The 21,653-nt window shown below is 52.3% G+C and carries 22 protein-coding genes; 3 read left to right on the forward strand and 19 right to left on the reverse strand.

The window, feature by feature from the left end; translation table 11 throughout:
• Positions 1-29: 29 nt before the first annotated feature.
• The 11 genes from AAZR23_RS07685 to AAZR23_RS07735 form a co-directional block, all read right to left on the reverse strand.
• Entirely contained in the window at positions 30-623 is a 594-nt protein-coding gene (locus tag AAZR23_RS07685) for a UbiX family flavin prenyltransferase (RefSeq protein WP_052927029.1), read from the reverse strand.
• Between the two features lie 23 nt (positions 624-646).
• Positions 647-2,164: an amidophosphoribosyltransferase gene (purF, locus tag AAZR23_RS07690; protein WP_046893326.1), complete on the reverse strand. Its 1,518-nt coding sequence runs from the start codon at positions 2,162-2,164 to the stop codon at positions 647-649.
• A 15-nt stretch (positions 2,165-2,179) separates the two neighbouring features.
• Positions 2,180-2,686, reverse strand: coding sequence for a colicin V production protein (gene cvpA / locus AAZR23_RS07695; protein ID WP_004235126.1), 507 nt, complete (start codon positions 2,684-2,686; stop codon positions 2,180-2,182).
• 179 nt (positions 2,687-2,865) lie between these two features.
• Positions 2,866-3,540, reverse strand: a complete 675-nt coding sequence (gene dedD / locus AAZR23_RS07700; protein ID WP_166708112.1) for a cell division protein DedD — start codon at positions 3,538-3,540, stop codon at positions 2,866-2,868.
• On the reverse strand, positions 3,530-4,828 hold the full coding sequence (gene folC / locus AAZR23_RS07705) for a bifunctional tetrahydrofolate synthase/dihydrofolate synthase (protein WP_046893346.1): 1,299 nt from the start codon (positions 4,826-4,828) through the stop codon (positions 3,530-3,532). Before folC ends, dedD begins: the two co-directional genes overlap by 11 nt.
• Positions 4,821-5,771 carry an acetyl-CoA carboxylase, carboxyltransferase subunit beta gene (accD, locus tag AAZR23_RS07710; RefSeq protein ID WP_046893328.1) on the reverse strand — a complete coding sequence of 317 codons (951 nt, stop codon included), beginning with the start codon at positions 5,769-5,771 and terminating at the stop codon, positions 4,821-4,823. The genes folC and accD overlap by 8 nt, the downstream gene beginning before the upstream one ends.
• 101 nt (positions 5,772-5,872) lie before the next feature.
• Positions 5,873-6,544 carry a DedA family protein gene (locus AAZR23_RS07715; RefSeq protein ID WP_004235117.1) on the reverse strand — a complete coding sequence of 224 codons (672 nt, stop codon included), beginning with the start codon at positions 6,542-6,544 and terminating at the stop codon, positions 5,873-5,875.
• A gap of 45 nt (positions 6,545-6,589) precedes the next feature.
• Positions 6,590-7,411, reverse strand: coding sequence for a tRNA pseudouridine(38-40) synthase TruA (truA, locus tag AAZR23_RS07720; protein ID WP_432692763.1), 822 nt, complete (start codon positions 7,409-7,411; stop codon positions 6,590-6,592).
• Entirely contained in the window at positions 7,411-8,421 is a 1,011-nt protein-coding gene (locus AAZR23_RS07725) for an aspartate-semialdehyde dehydrogenase (RefSeq protein WP_434691626.1), read from the reverse strand. The genes truA and AAZR23_RS07725 overlap by 1 nt, the downstream gene beginning before the upstream one ends.
• Positions 8,422-8,501: 80 nt before the next feature.
• The gene (gene pdxB, locus AAZR23_RS07730) at positions 8,502-9,632 is read right to left on the reverse strand and encodes a 4-phosphoerythronate dehydrogenase PdxB (RefSeq protein WP_166708116.1); all 1,131 of its coding nucleotides are present in this window, start codon (positions 9,630-9,632) and stop codon (positions 8,502-8,504) included.
• Between the two features lie 145 nt (positions 9,633-9,777).
• Complete coding sequence (locus AAZR23_RS07735; RefSeq protein ID WP_434691629.1) at positions 9,778-10,554, reverse strand: AraC family transcriptional regulator; 777 nt, start codon at positions 10,552-10,554, stop codon at positions 9,778-9,780.
• Between the two features lie 101 nt (positions 10,555-10,655).
• Here AAZR23_RS07735 and AAZR23_RS07740 point away from each other — a divergent pair, with 101 nt between their 5' ends.
• Positions 10,656-11,585, forward strand: coding sequence for a DMT family transporter (locus tag AAZR23_RS07740; protein ID WP_052927022.1), 930 nt, complete (start codon positions 10,656-10,658; stop codon positions 11,583-11,585).
• A gap of 791 nt (positions 11,586-12,376) precedes the next feature.
• Here the strand turns inward: AAZR23_RS07740 and AAZR23_RS07745 are convergent.
• Together AAZR23_RS07745 and fabB are read right to left on the reverse strand one after the other, a co-directional pair.
• On the reverse strand, positions 12,377-12,646 hold the full coding sequence (locus AAZR23_RS07745) for a DUF3811 domain-containing protein (RefSeq protein WP_045138115.1): 270 nt from the start codon (positions 12,644-12,646) through the stop codon (positions 12,377-12,379).
• 118 nt (positions 12,647-12,764) lie between these two features.
• Positions 12,765-13,979 carry a beta-ketoacyl-ACP synthase I gene (gene fabB, locus AAZR23_RS07750; RefSeq protein WP_107678898.1) on the reverse strand — a complete coding sequence of 405 codons (1,215 nt, stop codon included), beginning with the start codon at positions 13,977-13,979 and terminating at the stop codon, positions 12,765-12,767.
• Between the two features lie 195 nt (positions 13,980-14,174).
• Here fabB and mnmC point away from each other — a divergent pair, with 195 nt between their 5' ends.
• Entirely contained in the window at positions 14,175-16,202 is a 2,028-nt protein-coding gene (mnmC, locus tag AAZR23_RS07755) for a bifunctional tRNA (5-methylaminomethyl-2-thiouridine)(34)-methyltransferase MnmD/FAD-dependent 5-carboxymethylaminomethyl-2-thiouridine(34) oxidoreductase MnmC (protein WP_434691633.1), read from the forward strand.
• Positions 16,203-16,446: 244 nt separating this feature from the next.
• Positions 16,447-17,484, forward strand: a complete 1,038-nt coding sequence (gene glsA, locus AAZR23_RS07760; protein WP_434691635.1) for a glutaminase A — start codon at positions 16,447-16,449, stop codon at positions 17,482-17,484.
• Between the two features lie 96 nt (positions 17,485-17,580).
• Here glsA and AAZR23_RS07765 read toward each other — a convergent pair whose 3' ends face one another.
• The 6 genes from AAZR23_RS07765 to aroC form a co-directional block, all read right to left on the reverse strand.
• Positions 17,581-17,844, reverse strand: a complete 264-nt coding sequence (locus tag AAZR23_RS07765) for a hypothetical protein (RefSeq protein WP_046893998.1) — start codon at positions 17,842-17,844, stop codon at positions 17,581-17,583.
• Between the two features lie 391 nt (positions 17,845-18,235).
• Positions 18,236-18,763, reverse strand: a complete 528-nt coding sequence (locus tag AAZR23_RS07770; protein WP_218426276.1) for a GNAT family N-acetyltransferase — start codon at positions 18,761-18,763, stop codon at positions 18,236-18,238.
• Positions 18,760-19,041 (reverse strand): YfcL family protein, encoded by a 282-nt coding sequence (locus AAZR23_RS07775; protein ID WP_046893996.1) that lies wholly within the window; start codon positions 19,039-19,041, stop codon positions 18,760-18,762. Before AAZR23_RS07775 ends, AAZR23_RS07770 begins: the two co-directional genes overlap by 4 nt.
• Before the next feature lie 36 nt (positions 19,042-19,077).
• On the reverse strand, positions 19,078-19,629 hold the full coding sequence (locus AAZR23_RS07780; protein WP_046893995.1) for an elongation factor P hydroxylase: 552 nt from the start codon (positions 19,627-19,629) through the stop codon (positions 19,078-19,080).
• A gap of 25 nt (positions 19,630-19,654) precedes the next feature.
• Positions 19,655-20,455 carry a sulfite exporter TauE/SafE family protein gene (locus tag AAZR23_RS07785; protein WP_046893994.1) on the reverse strand — a complete coding sequence of 267 codons (801 nt, stop codon included), beginning with the start codon at positions 20,453-20,455 and terminating at the stop codon, positions 19,655-19,657.
• A gap of 52 nt (positions 20,456-20,507) precedes the next feature.
• A complete protein-coding gene (gene aroC, locus AAZR23_RS07790) occupies positions 20,508-21,596 on the reverse strand; it encodes a chorismate synthase (protein ID WP_371004468.1) in 1,089 nt (362 codons plus the stop codon).
• Between the last annotated feature and the right edge of the window lie 57 nt (positions 21,597-21,653).

Consider the following 21,653-nt stretch of genomic DNA (forward strand, 5'->3'; position numbering starts at 1 on the left):
GCCGGTGATAAAACGGCCGGGATTGCAGGTTACGGCTGTGCGGAACGGGGATTTTTCGCCCCGCTCCAGCGGGCAAATAAATCTTCCGGTAATTCAATATCAAACTGATCAAGCACGCGGTTGACCGTCTGGTCGATAATATCCTGCACGGTTTCCGGCTGATGATAAAATGCAGGCATCGGCGGCATAATGACCGCGCCGATTTCAGCCGCCTGTGTCATCAGCCGCAGATGTCCGAGATGCAGCGGTGTTTCACGAACCCCCAGCACCAGCTTACGTCCTTCCTTGAGCACCACATCTGCCGCCCGGGTCACCAGAGTGTCCGTGTAACTGTGCACAATCCCCGACAGGGTTTTCACCGAACACGGCAGAATAACCATCCCCAGTGTTCTGACAGAGCCGGAGGAGATACTCGCAGCGATATCGCGCTCATCATGCACCACATCCGCCAGAGCCTGCACGTCACGCAGACTGTACGCCGTTTCCAGCGCCAGTGTCTGCCGTGCCGCCTGACTGACAATCAGGTGGGTTTCCACCTCCGGCACCGTTTGCAGGACCTCCAGCAGACGCACACCATAAACTGCACCACTTGCGCCGGTCAGCCCCACAATCAGTTTTTTCATAACATCACCCGACAAAAAAGAGATTAACCCTCATTATATATCTCAAGGTTCTCAATTTCGTTATGATCCCGCAACTTTAATTCATCATCTCTGCGCAGGTTTTCCACATAATCGAGGTAATCCTGGTCGATATCTTTGGTGACATAGATACCATCAAAGACAGATGCCTCAAGACCACGGATATCCGGGTTCTCTTCACGCACAGCATCAATAAGGTCACTCAGATCCTGGAAAATCAGCGCGTCCGCGCCAATCAGACGGCAGATTTCATCGGATTCACGGCCGTGCGCGATTAACTCGTTGGCATTCGGCATGTCGATACCGTAGACATTCGGGAAACGCACTTCCGGTGCCGCAGAGGCAAAATAGACCTTCTTCGCGCCGGCTTCACGTGCCAGTTCCACAATCTGTTCTGAGGTGGTGCCGCGCACGATGGAGTCATCCACCAGCAACACATTTTTTCCTTTAAATTCGGTACGGTTGGCGTTGAGTTTGCGGCGGACTGATTTTTTCCGCTCCTGCTGACCCGGCATGATAAAAGTACGTCCCACATAGCGGTTTTTCACAAACCCCTGGCGGTACGGCTTATTCAGCATATGAGCGATTTCCAGCGCGCTGTCCATTGAGGTTTCCGGAATCGGGATCACCACATCGATATCCAGGTCTTCCCACTCACGGGCAATTTTGGCCCCCAGCTTCTGCCCCATACGCAGGCGGGCATTGTAGACAGAGACTTTATCGATAACGGAATCCGGACGGGCGAAATAGACAAATTCAAACAGGCACGGCGTCAGTGACGGATTTGCCGCGCACTGACGGGTATAGAGCTGCCCGGTTTCGGTGATATACACCGCTTCACCCGGTGCCACATCGCGCAGATATTCAAAACCGAGGGTATCCAGAGCAACACTTTCAGAGGCCACCATATACTCTTCGCGGCCGTCATTCAGGGCGCGTTTACCGAGCACCAGCGGACGGATACCGTTCGGGTCACGGAACGCCAGCAGACCGTGACCGATAATCAGTGCCACACAGGCATACGCGCCGCGGATTTTACTGTGCATCGCACTGACGGCGGCAAAAATATTATCCGGCTCCAGCGGGTGAGCATCGAAGCGATCCAGCTCATACGCCAGCACGTTGAGCAGGATTTCAGAATCAGAGGTGGTATTGACATGGCGGCGGGCCGTTTCAAACAGCTGCTGCTTCAGCGTGTGTGCATTGGTCAGGTTGCCGTTATGCGCCAGGGTGATACCGAAAGGTGAATTAACATAAAAAGGCTGTGCTTCCGATGCACTGGAGCTGCCTGCGGTCGGGTAACGGACATGGCCAATCCCGAGTGTACCCTGCAAACGCAGCATATGGCGGGTTTCGAAAACATCTTTCACCAGTCCGTTGGCTTTACGGAGCCGGAAACCATTGTTACTGTCAATGGTTGCGATACCGGCTGCATCCTGGCCCCGGTGTTGTAACACCGTGAGCGCGTCATAAATTGATTGATTGACTTGCGTAAAACCAACGATACCAACAATACCACACATGTAGTTTTTTCCTCATCAGCCGGGCGGAGAAGGAAAATTCTCCGGCAGGAAACTTGACGCATTCTGGAGGTAGTCAAAGAACCACCTGATAACATGACTGAATTGGGGAATGAGTTGTGACTGCTGCCAGTCGCTGCTCTGACTCATCTGCGTGAAGCTGTCGAGGAAGAACAAAATCGCCGCCACGATCAGCACCCCGCGCAGAGCACCAAAACAAACCCCGAGAACACGATCTGTGCCTGATAAGCCTGTCCGCTGAACCAGTGAACCGATAACATGGTTAATCACCGAGCCGACAATCAGTGTCGCAACAAATAAAATCGCGATAGCGATTCCGTTGCGGACCAGCGGGTCATCGAAGCGCGTAAAATAGTCCGCCAGCAGCGGGAAAAACTCACTGGCCACATAAAACGCACAGACCCAGGTCACTAACGATAAGGCTTCACGAACGAAACCACGAACCAGGCTGACTAATGCCGAGAAAGCAATAATTGCAATAATTGCGTAATCAATCCAAACCATATCACTATCCAAATTGATGCCCCGGCATCAGTGACGGGCGCATTCTAACAGAAAACGAAAACGTTTGCGTAACGGATTTTTGCTCTGTCCGAAAATAAATTGCGGCGAAATAAAAAATTATAATCGCCGCAAAGAGTTAACTGATTTTATTAACGGATACTGCTAATACCTTAAATTCGCTACGGTTTATAAGCCTGTACCCTGCCATCCAGCCCGGTCAGCTGCCTCAGTTCCCCCAGCGAGGACTTCAGCTCTGCCTGTGAGGCTGACGGCCCGACCATAATCAGCGTCAGTTTGCCGCGCGGCACCGTGTAAACCTGATAACCGGACAACCGCAGCGTGGCCACAATCTCCTCAACCTTGCGGGCATTAGATAATGCCCCCAGCTGCACAACATAAGCCTGTCCCTGAGGGGCTTTTTCCGGTTTTGGTTCCGGCTTCGGCCCGGGTTTTGGTTCCGGTTTCGGCTCAGGTTTTGGTTCTGGCTTAGGTTCCGGTTTCGGCGGCTGTTTATCCGGGATCACTACCGGCGGCAGCGGATCGGCTCCCGGCGGTACGTTGGAGGTTGTACTGCCGCCCGGCAATTCTTCTGCCGGGACTTGTGTCCCGGTTTGTGCCGCTTCGGTAATCATGGCACTGGATGCCCCTTCTGAGGGCATTGTCGGCATAGTCTGATTGATCGGATTTACCGCATCAATCTCATCCTGCTCACCCTCTTTCGGGATAAGCGGGATGGCTGCGAACTGGTCTTCGTTATATTTCTTATCGCCGTCCAGCAGCACCGGCAGGACAATCACACCCACCGCCACCAGGATAATAGTTCCGACTAAGCGATTCTGAAATTTACTGGCCACCCGCACCTTCCTTCGCTAAAACGTCCATGACATGCGCCACTGTGTGGAATGATCCGCACACCACCACAATATCGTCCGGGGAAGCATCACGGCGCGCCTGTTCCCATGCGCTTTCCACATCCGCAAACTGCTGCGGGGCGGTCAGGTGCTCTGCCAGCTGTTCAGCCGGGGCACCGCGCAGTTCTGTCAGCGGCGCGACATACCAATCCGTCACCTGCTCACTCAGCACCGCCAGGGTGCCTTTGATATCTTTATCACCCAGCATACCGATCACCGCACGGACGCGGCTCTGCGCAGTGCGCGGCAACTGTGCCAGTTTTGACACCAGATAACCGGCGGCATGCGGGTTATGCGCCACATCCAGCACCGTCAGCGGTTTTTGTGAGACAATCTGGAAGCGGCCCGGCAGTTGTGCCTGACGCAGCCCGGTATCAATCGCCTCACGGGTGATGGCGCGGCCGGTTTTGTCTTTCACCTGACGCAGATTGTGGATCACCGCAAGTGCCGTCGCGGCGTTCGCCAGCGGCACATTCGGCAGCGGCAGATTTTCGAGGGTTTCATCCTCACACTGCCACGTCCAGTGGTCACCCTGCTCGGTATAAGACCAGTCATCAGCACGGCAGAACAGTGAGGTTTCCAGCTTGTTTGCCACGTCAGCAATGGTATAAGGCGCATCCGGTTCACCGATTACCGCCACGCAGTGCGGACGGAAAATCCCGGCTTTTTCGCGGGCGATATGCTCGCGGTCAGCGCCGAGCCAGTCGGTGTGATCCAGTGCGATACTGGTGATCGCCGTAATATGAGAATCGACAATATTGGTGGCATCCAGACGCCCGCCAAGGCCGACTTCCAGAATCACCACATCAAGATTGGCTTCGCGGAACAACTGCAATGCCGCCAGTGTACCCGCTTCAAAATAGGTGAGTGTGATATCACCGCGCTGCGTGTCAATATCCGCAAAGACACGGCAGAAATCAGCTTCCGGCGGGTTTTGTCCCTGAATCCGCACCCGTTCGGTGTAATTCACCAGATGCGGGGAACTGTACACACCCACCCGTAACCCTGCTGCCAGCAGGATGGATTCGAGTGTGTGGCAGGTGGTGCCTTTGCCGTTAGTCCCTGAAACCGTAATGACTTTCGGGGCGGGATAGCGCAGATTCATGATATCCGCCACCGCACCGACACGTTCCAGTCCCATATCAATAACCTGCGTATGCAGATCACCCAGATAAGAAAGCCACGTCATCATTGATGACGCGGCTGTTGGTCTTTCTCGCTTATCAGACATCGTGTTTTTTGACATCAGTCTCTGTTTCGGAAGATAAGTCGGTATCAGGTTCATCCGCAGTCAGGATTTCAATGATTTCATCTTCCTGCGGGAACTGATAGTTAGTCAGTTTTGACAGAATTTCCGCGACGGTATCACGCATTTCCGGACGGCGGACAATCATATCGATCGCCCCTTTTTCTATCAGGAACTCACTGCGCTGGAATCCCGGCGGTAATTTTTCACGGACAGTCTGTTCGATAACGCGCGGACCGGCAAAACCGATCAGGGCTTTCGGCTCGGCGATATTGATATCACCCAGCATTGCCAGACTTGCGGAAACGCCGCCCATGGTCGGGTCAGTCAGCACAGAGATATACGGCAGACCGCGCTCCTGCATTTTGGCCAGTGCCGCACTGGTTTTGGCCATCTGCATCAGCGACATCAGCGCTTCCTGCATACGTGCGCCGCCGCTTGCGGAAAAGCAGACCAGCGGGCAGTTATCTTCCAGCGCCTGTTCCGCCGCGCGGACAAACCGTGCGCCGACCACCGAGGACATTGAACCGCCGATAAAGGCAAATTCAAACGCTGCCGCAACAACCGGCATGGTTTTCAGGGTGCCTTTCATCGCAATCAGGGCTTCTTTTTCCCCGGTTGTTTTCTGTGCGGAGACCAGACGGTCTTTGTATTTTTTGGAATCACGGAATTTCAGGACGTCTTTCGGTTCCAGATCAGTACCCAGTTCCGTGGTGCTGCCTTCATCCAGAAACGCCATCAGGCGCGCGCGTGCAGGGATCCGCATGTGATGGTCACACTTCGGACACACCTCAAGATTACGTTCCACCTCCTGGCGGTACAGTACCTGACCACAACTGTCACACTTCGTCCAGACACCTTCAGGAATGCTCGCCTTGCGTGTCTGGTTCATTGGGGTCTTATTCAGAATTTTTTCAATCCAGCTCATTAATGACCTTTCCGTCTGAAATCTGGCTCAGCCAGTGTAATTATTATCTGCCATTAAACCACATTGCTTATGCACTGTGGATAAAAAACTGCTCAAACCACTCAGGCGTCATCACGTTTCTGTGCTTTTTTCGCCGCACGGCGGTGACGCCATACCTCGATAATACCGGGCAATATGGAGATGAAAATAATCGCCACGATAAGTAATTTCAAGTTTTCCTGCACAATCTTCGTTTCCCCGAAGATATACCCTGCATAGGCAAATAATACCACCCATACAATCGCGCCGATAACGTTAAACATCGCAAAGTGGCGGTAGGACATCTTACTCATACCGGCAACAAACGGGGCAAATGTCCGCACGATCGGAACAAATCGCGCCAGAATAATCGCTTTACCACCATGAGTTTCAAAGAACGCATGGGTCTTGCGCAGATAGCTCTGACGGAAAATTTTCGAGTCCGGATTGCGGAAAAGCCGCTCCCCGAAAAAGTGGCCGATCGTATAGTTAACTGCGTCACCGATAATTGCCGCCGTAATCATCAGCAGCACCATGATATGAATATTCAGGTCGTTGGTCGGCAGTGCCGCCAGTGTCCCCGCCACAAACAGCAGAGAATCACCCGGCAGGAACGGCGTGACCACAAGCCCGGTTTCACAAAACAGGATCAGGAATAAAATCGCATAAACCCAGATTCCGTACTGCGCCACCATCTCCTGCATATGCAAATCAATGTGCAGAATAAAATCGATCAGAAATTTAATGTATTCCATATTTCACCCCGCCGGACGCAGCCTTCTGCTTATCCGGCCAATAAATTAATCTGCCAGGAAAAGCGGCCCCATCGCCGGTGACGGCAGGGCAAATTCTTCCGGATAATCCACCGAAACCAGATACAACCCTTCCGCCGGTGCTGTTGCCGGTGCCTGAGTGCGATCTTTCAGTGCCAGCAGTTCCGCCATCCGGCTGACCGGCAGATTACCGCAGCCGATCTCCAGCAGAGCACCGGTAATATTGCGCACCATATGATGCACAAACGCGTTCGCTTTGATATCCACAATCACATACTGTCCCTGACGGGTGACATTCACATGCATCACATTACGCCACGGACTTCTGGACTGGCACTGCGACGCGCGGAAAGAAGAAAAGTCATTCTCCCCGAGCAGGCTCTGTGCCGCTTCATGCATCCGCTTTTCATCCAGCGGATAATGAAAGTGCGTTACGCCTTTACTTAAAATAGCCGGACGAAAACGGTGATTAAAAATCACATACCGGTAACGCCGCGCCGTGGCACTGAACCGGGCATGAAAACTTTCCGGCACCGTTTTGACCCAGCGCACCGCGATATCAGACGGCAGATGAGTATTCACCCCCATCGTCCAGGCCGCATCTTTGCGGACAGCTGCGGTGTGAAAATGCACCACCTGGCCGGTAGCATGAACTCCGGCATCTGTCCGGCCCGCACAGAAAACCGATACCGGCTCTGCGGCCACTTTTGACAGCGCTTTTTCCAGACAGCCCTGCACACTCGCAACTTCTGACTGACGCTGCCAGCCGTAATAGCGGCTGCCGTCATATTCAATGCCCAGCGCGACCGTGGTTTTACCCTCATCCGCCGGTAAAATCACCTCTGACATCAGTAAAACTGCTCCTGCGTCAGACGCTCGGCAATTTCGACCGCCATCAGTGCGCCGCCGAACTGCACGTTATCGGCCACCGACCAGAAATGCAGGATTTCCGGGATGCCGTAATCATTTCGCAGACAACCAATATTCAGCAGATGGTTACCGGACGCATCCGTGACCTGAGTCGGGAATTCCTGCTCTTCAGAAAGCTGAATATCCTCTGCCCGCTCCAGTTCATCGCGCGCTTCTTCACTGCCGAGCGGGCGCAGCGTTTCCAGCTGCACAATTTGCGCGTTACCGTAGAACACCGGGGACTGCACACAGCTCACGCTGATCGGCAGACCGGCATCCTGTAACACTTTGCGGGTTTCTTCCGCGATACGGCGCTCTTCTGACACACTGCCCTGCTCATCGGTCAGCAGCGGCAGCAGGTTAAACGCCAGCTGTTTACTGAAACGACCGGCTTCCGGCGGGATGCCGTTGAGGAGTTTGGCACACTCACCGGCCAGTTCTTCCACCGCACGTTTCCCGAAACGGGATACGGAAAACAGGTTGGTCAGATTGATGCGGGATAACCCGGCGCTTTCCACCAGCGGACGGATAGCGGTCAGTAACTGGCTGACGGTGCTGTCTGCCAGCGCAATCAGGTTACGGTTGCGGTATTCGCTCAGTGCCTGCGGGTTCACCGACGGTACCACCAGCGGCACATCCGGTTCCAGCGCAAACAGACCGCTGCTGTCAATCACAATGCATCCGCTGTCCGTGGCGGCTTCATAATAAGCCTCCGTGGCTTCTGCGCCGGCCATGAAAAAGGCCAGCTGAACCTGTGACCAGTCAAAATCACGGGCGTCAGTGACCAGATAGCTTTTACCGTTCATGCGCACCGATTCTCCCGCGCTGCGCTCTCCGGCCAGTAAATGTAACTCTCCCACCGGAAATTCACGCTCTTCCAGTAATGACACCACCGCGCGGCCGACTGCACCGGTCGCACCCAATACGGCAATATTCCAGCCTTCTGACATAGTTATCTCCGGAACAAAAACTGCACCGCATCAGTGCGGCACAGTCAGAAAAAATGATGAAAAATAATGAATAAATAATGTTATGCGCGGTACTCTGCCGTGAAACCCAGATCAGACAACAGTGCCGCACTCTGCGCATCATCACAAATAACAGTCAGTGATGACCACTCACGGCGATCAGGATAAAACTTACGCAGTTTATCAAACTCCCCCGGCACCCCGGCGACTGCACGTAACGCCGCATCATCACGACGGACATCATAAACCAGATGCATTAAACGTTTGAGAATACTTTGCGTTACTTTACCTGACAGCGTAATACAGCCGAATTCCGGTGCCGGTAACAGTTCTGCCAGTGCAACCTGCTGCGGCTGCCCGGTGAAATCCGCGAACGCCTCAAATACCTGCGTGGTACCGCGCGCCTTGCCTTCAAGAGTATAACCGGCAATATGCGGCGTACCGATATCTGCCAGCGAGAGCAGTTCCTGCGACAGATCAGGCTCCGGCTCCCACACATCCAGCACCACACTCAGCGGCTTGCCGCCTGCCAGGACCGACAACAGCGCCTGATTATCCACCACCGCACCACGGCTGGCGTTAATCAGAATACCGTTGTCTTTCATCGCAGTAAGACGGGTTTCATCCATCAGATGCAGCGTGGTGTACGGCCCGGATTTATTCAGCGGGGTATGGAATGTCAGGATATCAGCCTGTGCCACCAGCGTATCGATATCATAAAATTCACCGGCATCACCGTTATCCGCACGCGGCGGGTCACAGATAAGAATATTGACACCCAGCGCTTCCAGACGTTTTGCCAGACGGCCGCCGACATTCCCGGCACCGATAATCCCGACAGTTTTATCCGTCAGCTGAAAGCTGTCACGCTCCGCCAGCAGCATCAGGGCGGAAAACACATATTCCACCACTGCAATCGCGTTGCAGCCCGGTGCGGAAGAAAAACCGATCCCCTGCTCTGCCAGCCAGGCTTTATCCACATGGTCAAAACCGGCCGTTGCGGTACCAGTGAATTTCACCGGGGTATTTTCCAGCAGTTGCGCATTCACTTTCGTGACAGAACGCACCATCAGCGCGTCAGCATCATCCAGTACCCCGGCCGGTAACGGACGTCCCGGCACCGCCACCACATCCCCGAGACGGGAAAACAGGGTTTCGGCGTAAGGCATATTCTCATCTACAACGATTTTCACGGGCTTCACCTTCATATCTGCCGGCGGCCGGCGGAGACCTGTCGGTACGGCGGCACAACCGGAATTGAAACGGATGGCCGCTATTTTGCCACTTCTGCGGGATAAAACCTACGCCCGGAACACCGATTGTTGCTAAAGAAAGCAATTAAGGCTGATGACGGAAACGTTCCGGGGTCACCCCCGCCAGTTGAGAGAACATCGCAATAAAGGCAGAGGATGAGCTGTAACCCACATCCAGCGCGACATTCTGCACGCTGCGGCCTTCCTGTAATAACGCCACCGCCCGCAGAAAACGCAGGCGCTGACGCCATTCGCTGAATGACATTCCCAGTTTCTGCTGACAGCGCCGTGACAATGTCCGCTCCGAGGTAAAACGCCGCACCGCCCACTCCGCCAGCGAGGTATTATCAGACGGGTCGCTCTCAAGTGCACTGAGCACCGGTGCCAGCAGCTTATCATCCGTGACCGGCAGATAAGTCGGCTGGCAGCGCGACAACATAAGCTGATCAGTCAGCACCAATGACAGCCGCCTGTCTGCCTCTGTTTCCGGCTCACGGACTTCACGGCTGAACAAGTCCTGCATCACAGCGCTGAAGACCGGCGTCAGTTCTATCACACATGCCATCTGCGGTAACTGCGGTGCCCACTGCGGTGAAATATCAATAATTTTGAAAGAGGCGCAGGCTTTGTTATAACTGGCATGTTCCGTTCCCGGCGGGATCCAGATACAAAACCCGGCCGGGGCCAGATATCGCTGCCCCTCAACGGTCATTTCCATCACACCGCTGGCGACATACAACAGCTGGCCAAAGGGATGATGATGAAGGGCAAACTCCGTTTCCGAATAAAACTGTTCGTGACGGCAGATTAATGTCACCGGATCTTTCACGCCCAGTGATGAAATATCTGACTTACGGGCCATCTTGTCAGATCCTCTCTATAAATTGGCTGGATATCGTTATATAGAATAATTAAGACAGACTACACTACATCACCTGCCTGATAATGAAAATGAGTTTAAGAATGAAAAACCTGCTTTTACCCCTCGGGGCTGTATTAATCTGGTCTGTGAACGCCGTGGTGAATAAACTGGCCGCCGGTGCCATCGCCCCCGGCGCGATTTCCTTTTACCGCTGGGCACTGGCACTCGCCGTGATGACGCCGTTCCTGATCATACCGGTCTGGCAGCAGCGCGCGGTGATCAAACAACATGCGTGGAAACTGTTTGTCCTCGGTTTTCTCGGCATGGGGCTGTATCAGAGCCTGGCGTATTACGCGGCGTATACCGTCAGTGCGACCTTTATGGGGATTATCACCTCGCTGATCCCGCTGCTGACTGTGGTGTTAAGTATTCCGGTGCTGCGTATCGCGCCGACCATCGGTATTGTGCTGGGAACAATCCTCTCCCTGAGCGGCCTGACCTGGCTTATCAGTAAAGGACATCCGGCAGATTTACTGCATCAGGGACTGGGACAGGGTGAAATGCTGATGTTTATCGCCGGTCTGGCTTATGCTTTCTACGGCGTACTGACCAAACGCTGGGCGATCCCGCTTTCAAGCATTCACTCCCTGTATATGCAGATTGTCTTTGGCGTGCTGCTGCTGATCCCGGTTTTCCTCAGCGCCGGTGATGTGGCACTGAACCGCGATAATATCGGGCTGGTACTGTATGCGGGGATTGCGGCTTCTATCTTTGCACCGCTGCTGTGGATACTGGGCGTAACCCGTCTGGGTGCGAACGCTGCCTCTATCTTTATGAACCTGGCGCCGGTACTGACCGCCATTATCGCCGCTGTCTTCCTGAAAGAAGAGCTGCACAGCTACCATATTATCGGCGGCGGTGTGGTACTGATCGGGGTCATTATGGCGCAGCGTCTGCGCACGCCGCTGACACAGATTATCCGCCGCAAAAGCAAGAAACCGCAGCCGCAGCGGTGTGAAGCCGGGGAATAGATAAAAACAAAATCAGGGCCCGGTATTCAGGGATAATCAACAAAAATGAAAAGCATTAACTCATTGATGAATCATATAACTTTCTTTTGTTGTTATCCCTGTTTTAATAACTTTATCAATGCCTTATTTGTATTACGCTATTTTCGGGCATCTTTGTAGTTTTTCACCTCTGTCACAAAGTGACAAAACAGTATCAGTATTGATTCTTATTATCATATATGACCATGTTAAAGTCCTGTCAATGGCACACCAAACGACGGAATACCATACAGTGACTAAAAAATATTATATTCAAAATATGTGCTGGGGATGGTTTTATACTTCTGTTTTCTTTTACTATTGCTGGAACGATAATTTTAAATACAGACTGATCTTTTTGCTCTTATCCATATTTGGATTTATTTTTTATCCTGTTGCAAAATGGATAACTGAATACTTTTTCCTTAAATTCACGACACCACAATTCTGGAAAAGTGGTTTTTTCATTGATACACCGGGAAAAACTGGTTTATTAGCCATTTATGGTTGTTCTGTATTTTTACTATCATTGCCTATAATAATAATTTTTATTATTACTATTCTTATAAAAAGGCTACCACAGAAATAGGCAACCTCTGTTTTTATAAATTAAATCCCCCAAAATAAATTTCACTGTAATTCAGGAATATGTTGTTTATTAAAACTAAAATTAATCAGGTCTGTATCTTATAAAATAAGACAACAAGGCGGGACATAAAAACCGCCGGGTGGCGGTTATTGTAATTAAAACAGATAAAAATTATCAGAAAGGCTCAGCGCAATCCCCGCGTATGCGTTTTCGCTGACCAGCTATATGTTTCTGTTCCGCTGCCGGGTTTGATTTTATCCTTTTTTTTCTGCGCTCTGACTTTAGCGGCAGCGGCATCAACTTCTTTGGAAATCTCAGTGATAATCTGATCTTTGACTTTATTCTGCTCCGCATTGGTCAGCGGACGCCCCAGTTTCTTTTGTTCCTGAGCCAGCCGGGTACGGACACGGATTTTTTGCGGCTCAGTCATCTCTGCGATAGTCAGTTTTTTCATTTATTACCCCTGTGACAGTAAAAGGATAAACAGCACTGTTATACCCTGACAGACTTTACCGCAAAAGAAAATGCCCCGGTGATTAAACCGGGGCATTTATTTGATAATCAGAATAAAATCAGTTCTGATATTTGCGCATTACCAGTGTGGCGTTAGTACCGCCGAAACCGAAGCTGTTGGACATCACGGTGGTCAGTTCACGTTCGGTCGGTTCGGTGATAATCGCCATGCCTTCCGCTTTCTCGTCGAGTTCTTCCACGTTGATGCTCGGCGCGATAAAGCCGTGCTCCAGCATCAGCAGGCTGTAGATAGCCTCGTGAACACCTGCCGCACCCAGTGAGTGACCGGTCATCGCTTTGGTTGCTGACAGTGCCGGCGTGTGATCACCGAATACTTCGCGGATCGCTTCCAGCTCTTTGGTGTCACCAACCGGTGTGGATGTACCGTGGGTGTTGATGTAATCAACCGGTGTATCCAGGCCGTGCATTGCCATCTGCATGCAGCGGGCCGCACCTTCACCGGACGGGGCAACCATGTCCGCGCCGTCAGAGGTCGCGCCGTAGCCGACCACTTCCGCGTAGATATGTGCGCCGCGTGCCAGCGCGTGCTCCAGCTCTTCCACCACGACCATACCGCCGCCGCCTGCGATCACGAAGCCGTCACGGCCCTGATCATAAGTACGGGATGCTTTGTCCGGTGTTTCGTTATATTTAGTGGACAGTGCGCCCATCGCGTCAAATTCGCAGCTCATTTCCCAGCACAGTTCTTCACCGCCGCCGGCAAACACCACATCCTGTTTACCCAGCTGGATCAGTTCCACCGCGTGGCCGATACAGTGTGCGGACGTGGAGCAGGCAGAACTGATAGAGTAGTTCACACCTTTGATTTTAAATGGTGTTGCCAGGTTTGCAGACACACCGGATGCCATTGCACGCGGTACCAGATAAGGACCGACACCACGCAGACCTTTGGCACGCATGCCGTCAGCCGCGATAGCCTGGGTGCGCGGGGAGCCGCCGCCGGAACCGGCAACCACACCGGTACGATAGTGAGATACCTGCTCTTCTGTCAGACCGGAGTCTGCAATAGCCTGCTCCATGGAAAGATACGCATAGATAGATGCATCACTCATGAAACGGACAGTTTTACGATCAATAAGACCCGCAGTATCCAGTTTGACATTACCCCAAACCTGGCTGCGCATCCCGATCTCTTTAAATTCTTCTGAGAATGTGATCCCGGAACGACCTTCTCTCAAAGAAGCCAGTACTTCCTCCCGGTTATTACCGATACTTGAGATAATCCCCAGACCAGTGATTACTGCACGCTTCATTCAATACCTCTGTCATTTTAAGTAGTACGGGATTTTAGCGTTACTTTAGCTTACACATGTAAGCTGAACAAGTCCGATCAGACGTTTTTTCGCATCTTTACATACCGATATTGTCCTGTGTCACATCCGGCATGGCAGTACAGCGCAAAGCGGAGTAAAATCAGGAAAAACCGAACAGAATCCTCAGGCCGTAACGTGAAAAAAACCGCAATTGAAACTGCACATTTAACCTGGAATGAACAGGGTACACCTGTTTCGCAACATTTTGATGACGTCTATTTTTCGAACGACGACGGACTGGCGGAAACCCGCTATGTGTTTATTAACGGAAACGGTTTTCCGGACAGGTTTGCACAGATGACCACCCCGGTCTGTACCGTGGCCGAAACCGGGTTCGGTACAGGGCTTAATTTTCTCACGCTGTGGCAGAGTTTCCTGGCGTTCCGTACCGCCCATCCCGGGCATCCGCTGAAGCGTCTGCACTTTATCAGTTTTGAAAAATTCCCGCTGACGGTGGCCGATTTACAGGCCGCCCACCGGCACTGGCCGGAGTTCGCTGATTTCTCCTTACAACTGTGCGCTCAGTGGCCGCAGCCATTGCCGGGTTGCCATCGTATTCAGCTGTCCGGCGGAGAAATTACGCTCGATTTATGGCTGGGGGATGTCAACGAGCTGCTTCCTTCTCTTACTCACGCGCTGGATAACAAAATTGACGCCTGGTTTCTCGACGGTTTTGCTCCGTCCAAAAACCCGGATATGTGGCAGCAGTCTCTGTTTGATCTGATGATCCGTTTTTCCCGTCCCGGCGGCACCTTTGCCACCTTTACCGCTGCCGGATTCGTGCGCCGTGGTTTGCAGCAGGCCGGGTTCAGCGTTGAGCGCCGCAAAGGGTTTGCCCATAAACGTGAATGCCTTGCCGGGGTGAATCCCCGTGAAGCAGTATCATCTGCAACGCCGTGGTTTGATCGCCACCCGGCCGCCGCGCGGCAGAAGATAGCCGTCATCGGCGGCGGGATCGCCGGGGTTCTCACGTCCCTCGCCCTGCTCCGCCGTGGTGCGGAGGTTTCCTTATATTGTGCGGATAACGCACTGGCACTTAATGCCTCCGGTAACCGCCAGGGCGCACTTTATCCGCTGCTGACCGGCCGGGATGATCCGCCTGAACGTTTTTTTACCGCCGCTTTCCCGTTTGCCCGCCGTACATATGATGCGCTGTCAGCTCAGGGTGTGAAATATGACCATGACTGGTGCGGTGTGATTCAGCTGATGTATCACGAAAAAAGCAGTAAAAAAATCAATAATATTTCATCTGTCACATGGCCGGATGAGATGGTGCAGCGCTTGTCACGGGAACAGCTTTCTGCACTTGCCGGAACAGATGTGAATTTTGACGGCCTGCATTATCCGCAGGGCGGCTGGCTCTGCCCGCAGGAACTGGTACGCAATACCGCAGCGCTGGCACAAAAAGAGGGGCTTCACCTGCATTTCGGCTGTGAAGTAAAAGAATTGATCCCCGCCGGACAGGGCTGGCAGCTTCGTTTTGCTGATAACAGCACGACAGAGGCCGATGTGGTGATACTGGCCAACGGCCATTGTATCAGTCAGTTCCCGCAGACTGCTCCGCTTCCGGTCACACCGGTGCGCGGCCAGGTCAGCCATATCCCGTCTGTTCCCGCCATTGCCGGGCTGAAAAAAGTGTTGTGTTATGAGGGTTATCTGACCCCGGTGAATCCGGCTGACGGCCTGCACTGCATCGGTGCCAGCCACCAGCGTAATGATACCGGAACGGAATATCGCGAAGAGGAACAAACGGCTAATAAACAGCGGCTGCTTACGTCACTGCCGGATGTCAGCTGGCCGCAGACGGTGGATATCAGCGCCGGAGCGTCCCGTCAGGGGATCCGCTGCTCACTGCGCGATCACCTGCCGCTGGCCGGGAATGTTCCTGATTTTGAAAAAATAACAGTATGTTATGCACATCTGGATGAACAAAAATCCGCACCTGACTCCGTATGCAGTGTGCCGCATCAGCCACAGCTGTTTTTGCTGGCGGCACTCGGTTCACGGGGATTATGCACCGCCCCGCTGGCCGCTGAGGTACTCGCGGCACAGATTTTTGATGAAGCGCTTCCCCTGGATGATGAAACACTGGCCGCCATTCATCCCGCCCGTTTCCATGTCCGAAAATTGCTGAAAGGCCGCCCGCTGTCGCAAAAGTCATAATCCGCACCTGACCGGCCACAGAGCCGGTCCCCGTCACATTATTGATAATTTTTCCGGCGATAACGCAAAATATCATCGCCGGACTTTATTGATCACTGCCACAAACCTGGGTCATTTTGTGTGCTTTCTCACGAAAACCGGTGCAGTTCACCTGTCAGCGGCAATTTCTCTTGCCCAATGATCAATTTACAGAAAAGTCAGTGCACTTATACGCTTCATCCGGAAATACTAACCGGAGAAGATTATGAAGAATAAAATAGTTATTGCCTTAACCTTTTCGCTGTTTTGTGTCACCTCTGCTTACGCAAAGAACAATAATATTCCCGATAATGCTATTCACAGCAATGTTATTCAAAGCAATGCTATTCAGTACGATACGATCGTTGAGCAGGCGTATCAGAAATACAAAACCGAAAAAGCCGGTGATGTGGCGGATTACATCCCGGCACTCGCCAAATACAGCCCCGATAATTACGCCGTTGTTATTGCCACGGTAGACGGAAAAATCTACAGCGCCGGGGATAAAGACGCGCTGTTTCCTCTTGAGTCGCTGTCAAAAGTCTTTACCCTCGCGCTGGTAATGAATCAGCAGGGATCAGAAGTTGTACTGGAAAAACTGGGTGCTAACGCCACCGGACTGCCGTTTAACTCCGGACTGGCGATTGAACTGCGTCCGGATCGCCCGCAGAACCCGCTGGTCAATGCCGGGGCTATCAGTGCCGTCAGCCTGATCAAAGCCAAAAACCCGGATGACCGCTGGCAGCAGATTATGGAAAACATGGAAGCGTTCGCCGATACCAAACTGACGGTGAATGACGAAGTGTACCGCTCTGAATCAGAAACCAATCAGCACAACCAGGCACTGGCGCGGCTGATGCAGTCCTACGGCATGTTATACGGTAATCCGGATGAAGCGGTTGATCTCTATACCCGCCAGTGTTCAGTGGATGCCACCACCGTTGATCTCGCCAAAATGGGTGCGGTGCTGGCCAATCAGGGCAAATCCCCGTACAACGGCAAACAGTTGCTGAGCGCGGAAAACACCGGCAAAGTTCTGGCAGAGATGGCTATTGCCGGGCTGTATGACGGTTCCGGCACCTGGTTATATCAGGTCGGCATCCCGGCGAAAAGTGGTGTCGGCGGCGGAATTCTGGCTGTGGTTCCGGGTAAATACGCCGTCGCGGTCTATTCCCCGCCGCTGGATAAAGCAGGTAACAGTGTCAGGGCACAGGCGGCTATCGGTTATATTGCTCAGGAAACCGGGGCTGATTTGTACAAATAATTTTGCATAAAAAAAGGATCATCAGCATTACTGCTGATGATCCATGATCGTCTCTGCTTTATATTTATCAGTCCGCGTCACGCGATACCGTTTCTGTCAGGCGTTCAGAGCAACTGCATTTTTCGCACATTTATCCTCTGAACGGTACAGCGAATCTAATTCCCGTTTAGCATTAAAAATTATTAATCCGGTAAATAAAATCATACCGATGGAAGGGACTGCTCTTTCAATAACGCTCATTCCGTCAAGTTTAAACCAGAAAGAAAATAACAGTGCCAGCAATACCACCGCAGCAACCGCTATCTTGGTGTAAATAGTCACAGCCTGTTGTGCTGTGTTTTTCGGTTGTAATTCAAACATAATCAATACCTGTGTTTTATGGGGACAGACACATTCTGACACAACAAATGTTAATAGCAAGTTAATAGTTATTGCTATTTACTCAACATCTCTGCGTAGTTGTTGACGTTGACGCAACAAAAAGAAACAACTGCCTCAGAAAAAATCACCATTCAGATATCAGAAACATTATTTAAAATCATTCTGTTAAACAGAAAAATCTATATAAAGATGATGAAATACATACCGGAGACAGACAAAAGCGGCACTATTTTCGCCATTAATGTCACAATCTCAAGATCTTTTATTATTATCTGTTAATAACTTAATAATCAGTTTCTTAATCCGCCATAAATAAAAAAGGCCGCATACCGGAGCGACCTTTTCTTTTTACGTGCGATATTTAACTTTTTTAGAAAAACCGGTAAATCATGGCACAACGATCACAGAACTGCAGTCCGTATTCTGCTTCTTTCAGCATAATCGCTTCCAGTGCCGGAGCACGGGAAACATCGCATACTTCAAAACCAAGATGTTCATAATAAGGACGATTCCATACCACATCACGGAATGTGGTCAGTGTTACTGCCGCACAACCGCGTGCCAGTGCCACACTCTTCACCCGCTCAATCAGCTGTCGTCCCAGCCCCTGACGCTGATGCGCCGCAGAGACAGAAAGCTCATCAATATGCAGTCCGGTACCGAGATTGGAAACAAGCACAAACCCGGCCGGTTGATCCTGATTGTCCGCCGCCACCCACGCATTACCGTTGGCGATAAAATTGCGGAATGCCGTTTCGGAATGGCCTTCGCTGCGGGCTATCCACTCATACCCCGGGGCAGTTGCAAATAACGCGCCGGCAGACGATTCCACATCCGGTAACAATGCGGCGTCCGCCGGACGGGCCTGGCGGATGCGGTATTGCGCTTTATCTGTCATTCCTGCTCCTGCGCGCTTTTCAGCAGGCGTTTCCAGGTTTCCAGCACCAGCACCTGATCCGGCGGTGTCAGCTCTCCGGCGCTGATTGCCTGACGGATACTCTCCTCCACCCGGTTGTGAAGTGCCTCAACGGAGTGATCACCCGACTGTTCCAGTTCTGCCACCGCGAGGGTCAGATGCCCCTGCAGATAGCCACCCGCAAACAGTTCATCGTCTGTGGCATGTTCAACCATGTCATCAATCTGGGCGAGGATACGCGTTTCATAATCCGCAAGCATGTTTGTTCCTTAAAGTTCAGTCACCGGAATCGTTTGTCAGGCAAACGGATCTTCCGGCCATGGAAATTGGTCCGCAGTCAGCGGCGGCGTATTGTAAAACGATTGCAGGGCATTAATAAACCTTGCTGCACGAGGGGGTATTGAGTTCTGCGCCAGATATTCCATCACCTGCCCGTGAACAATACGCCGGAATTTGACGCGATCAGGCTCGAAATCGCCGTCAAGATTGTCACAACTGACGTTAAACGGATAACCGGCAGCCTGACAAAATAACCAGTCCAGTGCCTGCGGTTTTATTTCCACGACCTCAAATTCTGACTGCGTTTGTGCGTCCCGCCCGTCCGGGCAGTACCAGTAACCAAAATCCACCAGCTTTCTGCGCTCTTTCCCGGCTATACACCAGTGCGATATTTCATGGATCGCACTGGCATAAAAGCCGTGAGCAAACACGATACGGTTATAAGGCGCTTCATCATCTGCGGGCAGATAAATCGGCTCATCGTCGCCTTTAATCAGGCGGGTATTGAAATCAGCGAGAAATTCGTTATCAAAAATTTCAATCAGTTGCTGATATTGATGTGTACTCATTGATTATATAAACCACTAATAAAAATTAAGAAAGCTGAGACAGCCACGTACTGATAGTATCACCGTGATTGTCATAAAGCAGTTTGATGCTCATCAGGAAAGAGACAGTTACCAGCATCGGGCGGATCAGTTTTTGTCCGCGGCTCAGCACCATACGGGCACCGAGGCGTGCACCGATAAGTTGTCCGCCCAGCATAGCAAAGCCCATCAGCCAGATAACGTGACCGCTGAAAATAAAGAATGAGAGTGACCCGACGTTGGATGCAAAATTGAGGACTTTGGCGTGTGCTGTGGCTTTCGCCAGGTTAAAACCGGCCAGTGTCACATACGCCAGCGCGTAGAAAGAGCCTGCCCCCGGGCCGAAAACGCCGTCATAAAAACCGATCCCGATACCGGCGGTACAGCCAAAGGCAAACGGCATCAGGCGCTGTTTCTGATCCGCAGCACCAATGGACGGCGTCAGCAGGAAATAGAGACCGATGGCAATAACCAGCAGCGGCAGCAACTGACGGAGAAATTCCGGATTCACAAACTGCACCAGCCCGGAGCCGATAACCGCGCCAATCAGCGTCATCACTATCGGAACCCGCTGCCCGGCAAGATCCACCGCTTTGCGCCGGACAAAATAGAAACTGGCAGAGAAAGAGCCGCCGACCGCCTGCAATTTGTTGGTCGCCAGAGCCTGCACCGGCGGTACGCCGACCGCCAGCAATGCCGGGATTGTCAGTAACCCGCCTCCGCCGGCGATTGCATCAATAAATCCGGCAATCAGAGCAACAAAGAACAGCAATACATAGATTTCAACACCGAACTGAAACCATTCCATTTTTTACCTGCCAATAAAACCCCGGGCACAATACCCGGGACGCCAGTTTAAATCATGACCAGGCCGGTAACGGCGGTGTGACATCCGCACATTGTCCGCGGTGACGCAGAAGGTGATCGAGCAGCACTATCGCTGTCATCGCTTCGGCAATCGGCACAGCACGTATCCCGACACAGGGGTCATGACGCCCTTTGGTGATCATAGCCACCTCTTCGCCCTGCCGGTTCAGCGTATTACCGGGAACGGTAATCGACGATGTCGGTTTCAGGGCAATATGTGCGATGATTGGCTGGCCGCTGCTGATGCCGCCGAGAATGCCGCCCGCGTGATTGCTGGTAAAACCGGTCTGATAGATTTCATCCCGGTTTTCGCTGCCTTTGAGGTTAACCACGCCGAAGCCGTCTCCGATTTCAACACCTTTTACCGCATTGATACTCATCAGCGCATGCGCCAGATCTGCATCAAGACGATCAAAGACCGGTTCACCCAGACCCGCCGGGACGTTTTCCGCCACAACCGTGACTTTCGCACCGATGGAATCCCCTTCTTTTTTCAGGCCGCGCAGTAATTCATCCAGCGCCTCCAGCTGACGTTCATCAGGACAGAAAAACGGATTTTGCTCTGCCAGAGCCCAGTCGCGGATATCACATGTAATATCCCCCATCTGAGTCAGGCAGGCACGGACTGTCACACCGAATTTTTCGTGCAGATACTTTTTAGCGATAGCCCCCGCCGCCACGCGCATTGCCGTTTCACGGGCTGATGAGCGACCGCCGCCGCGGTAATCACGAAAGCCGTACTTCTGCTCATACGTGTAATCCGCATGTCCCGGCCGGAAGAGATCTTTGATGGCACCGTAATCCTGTGAGCGCTGATCGGTATTTTCAATCAGCAGTCCGATACTGGTTCCGGTGGTTTTTCCTTCAAATACCCCTGACAGAATTCTGACCTGATCCGGCTCACGACGCTGTGTGGTATAGCGCGATGTGCCCGGACGGCGGCGATCGAGATCAATCTGCATATCAGCTTCTGTCAGCGCCAGTCCCGGCGGGACGCCGTCAACAATACAACCCAGCGCCGGGCCATGTGATTCACCAAAGGTGGTTACGCGAAAAAGTTCGCCGATACTGTTTCCGGCCATCGTGTTTTCCTGTCTCTGATTGTGTGCAAGTGAATGGTTTTAACCTGTTTTTATGCT

Source organism: Morganella sp. Je.2.23, assembly GCF_051129855.1.
Lineage (GTDB): Bacteria > Pseudomonadota > Gammaproteobacteria > Enterobacterales > Enterobacteriaceae > Morganella > Morganella sibonii.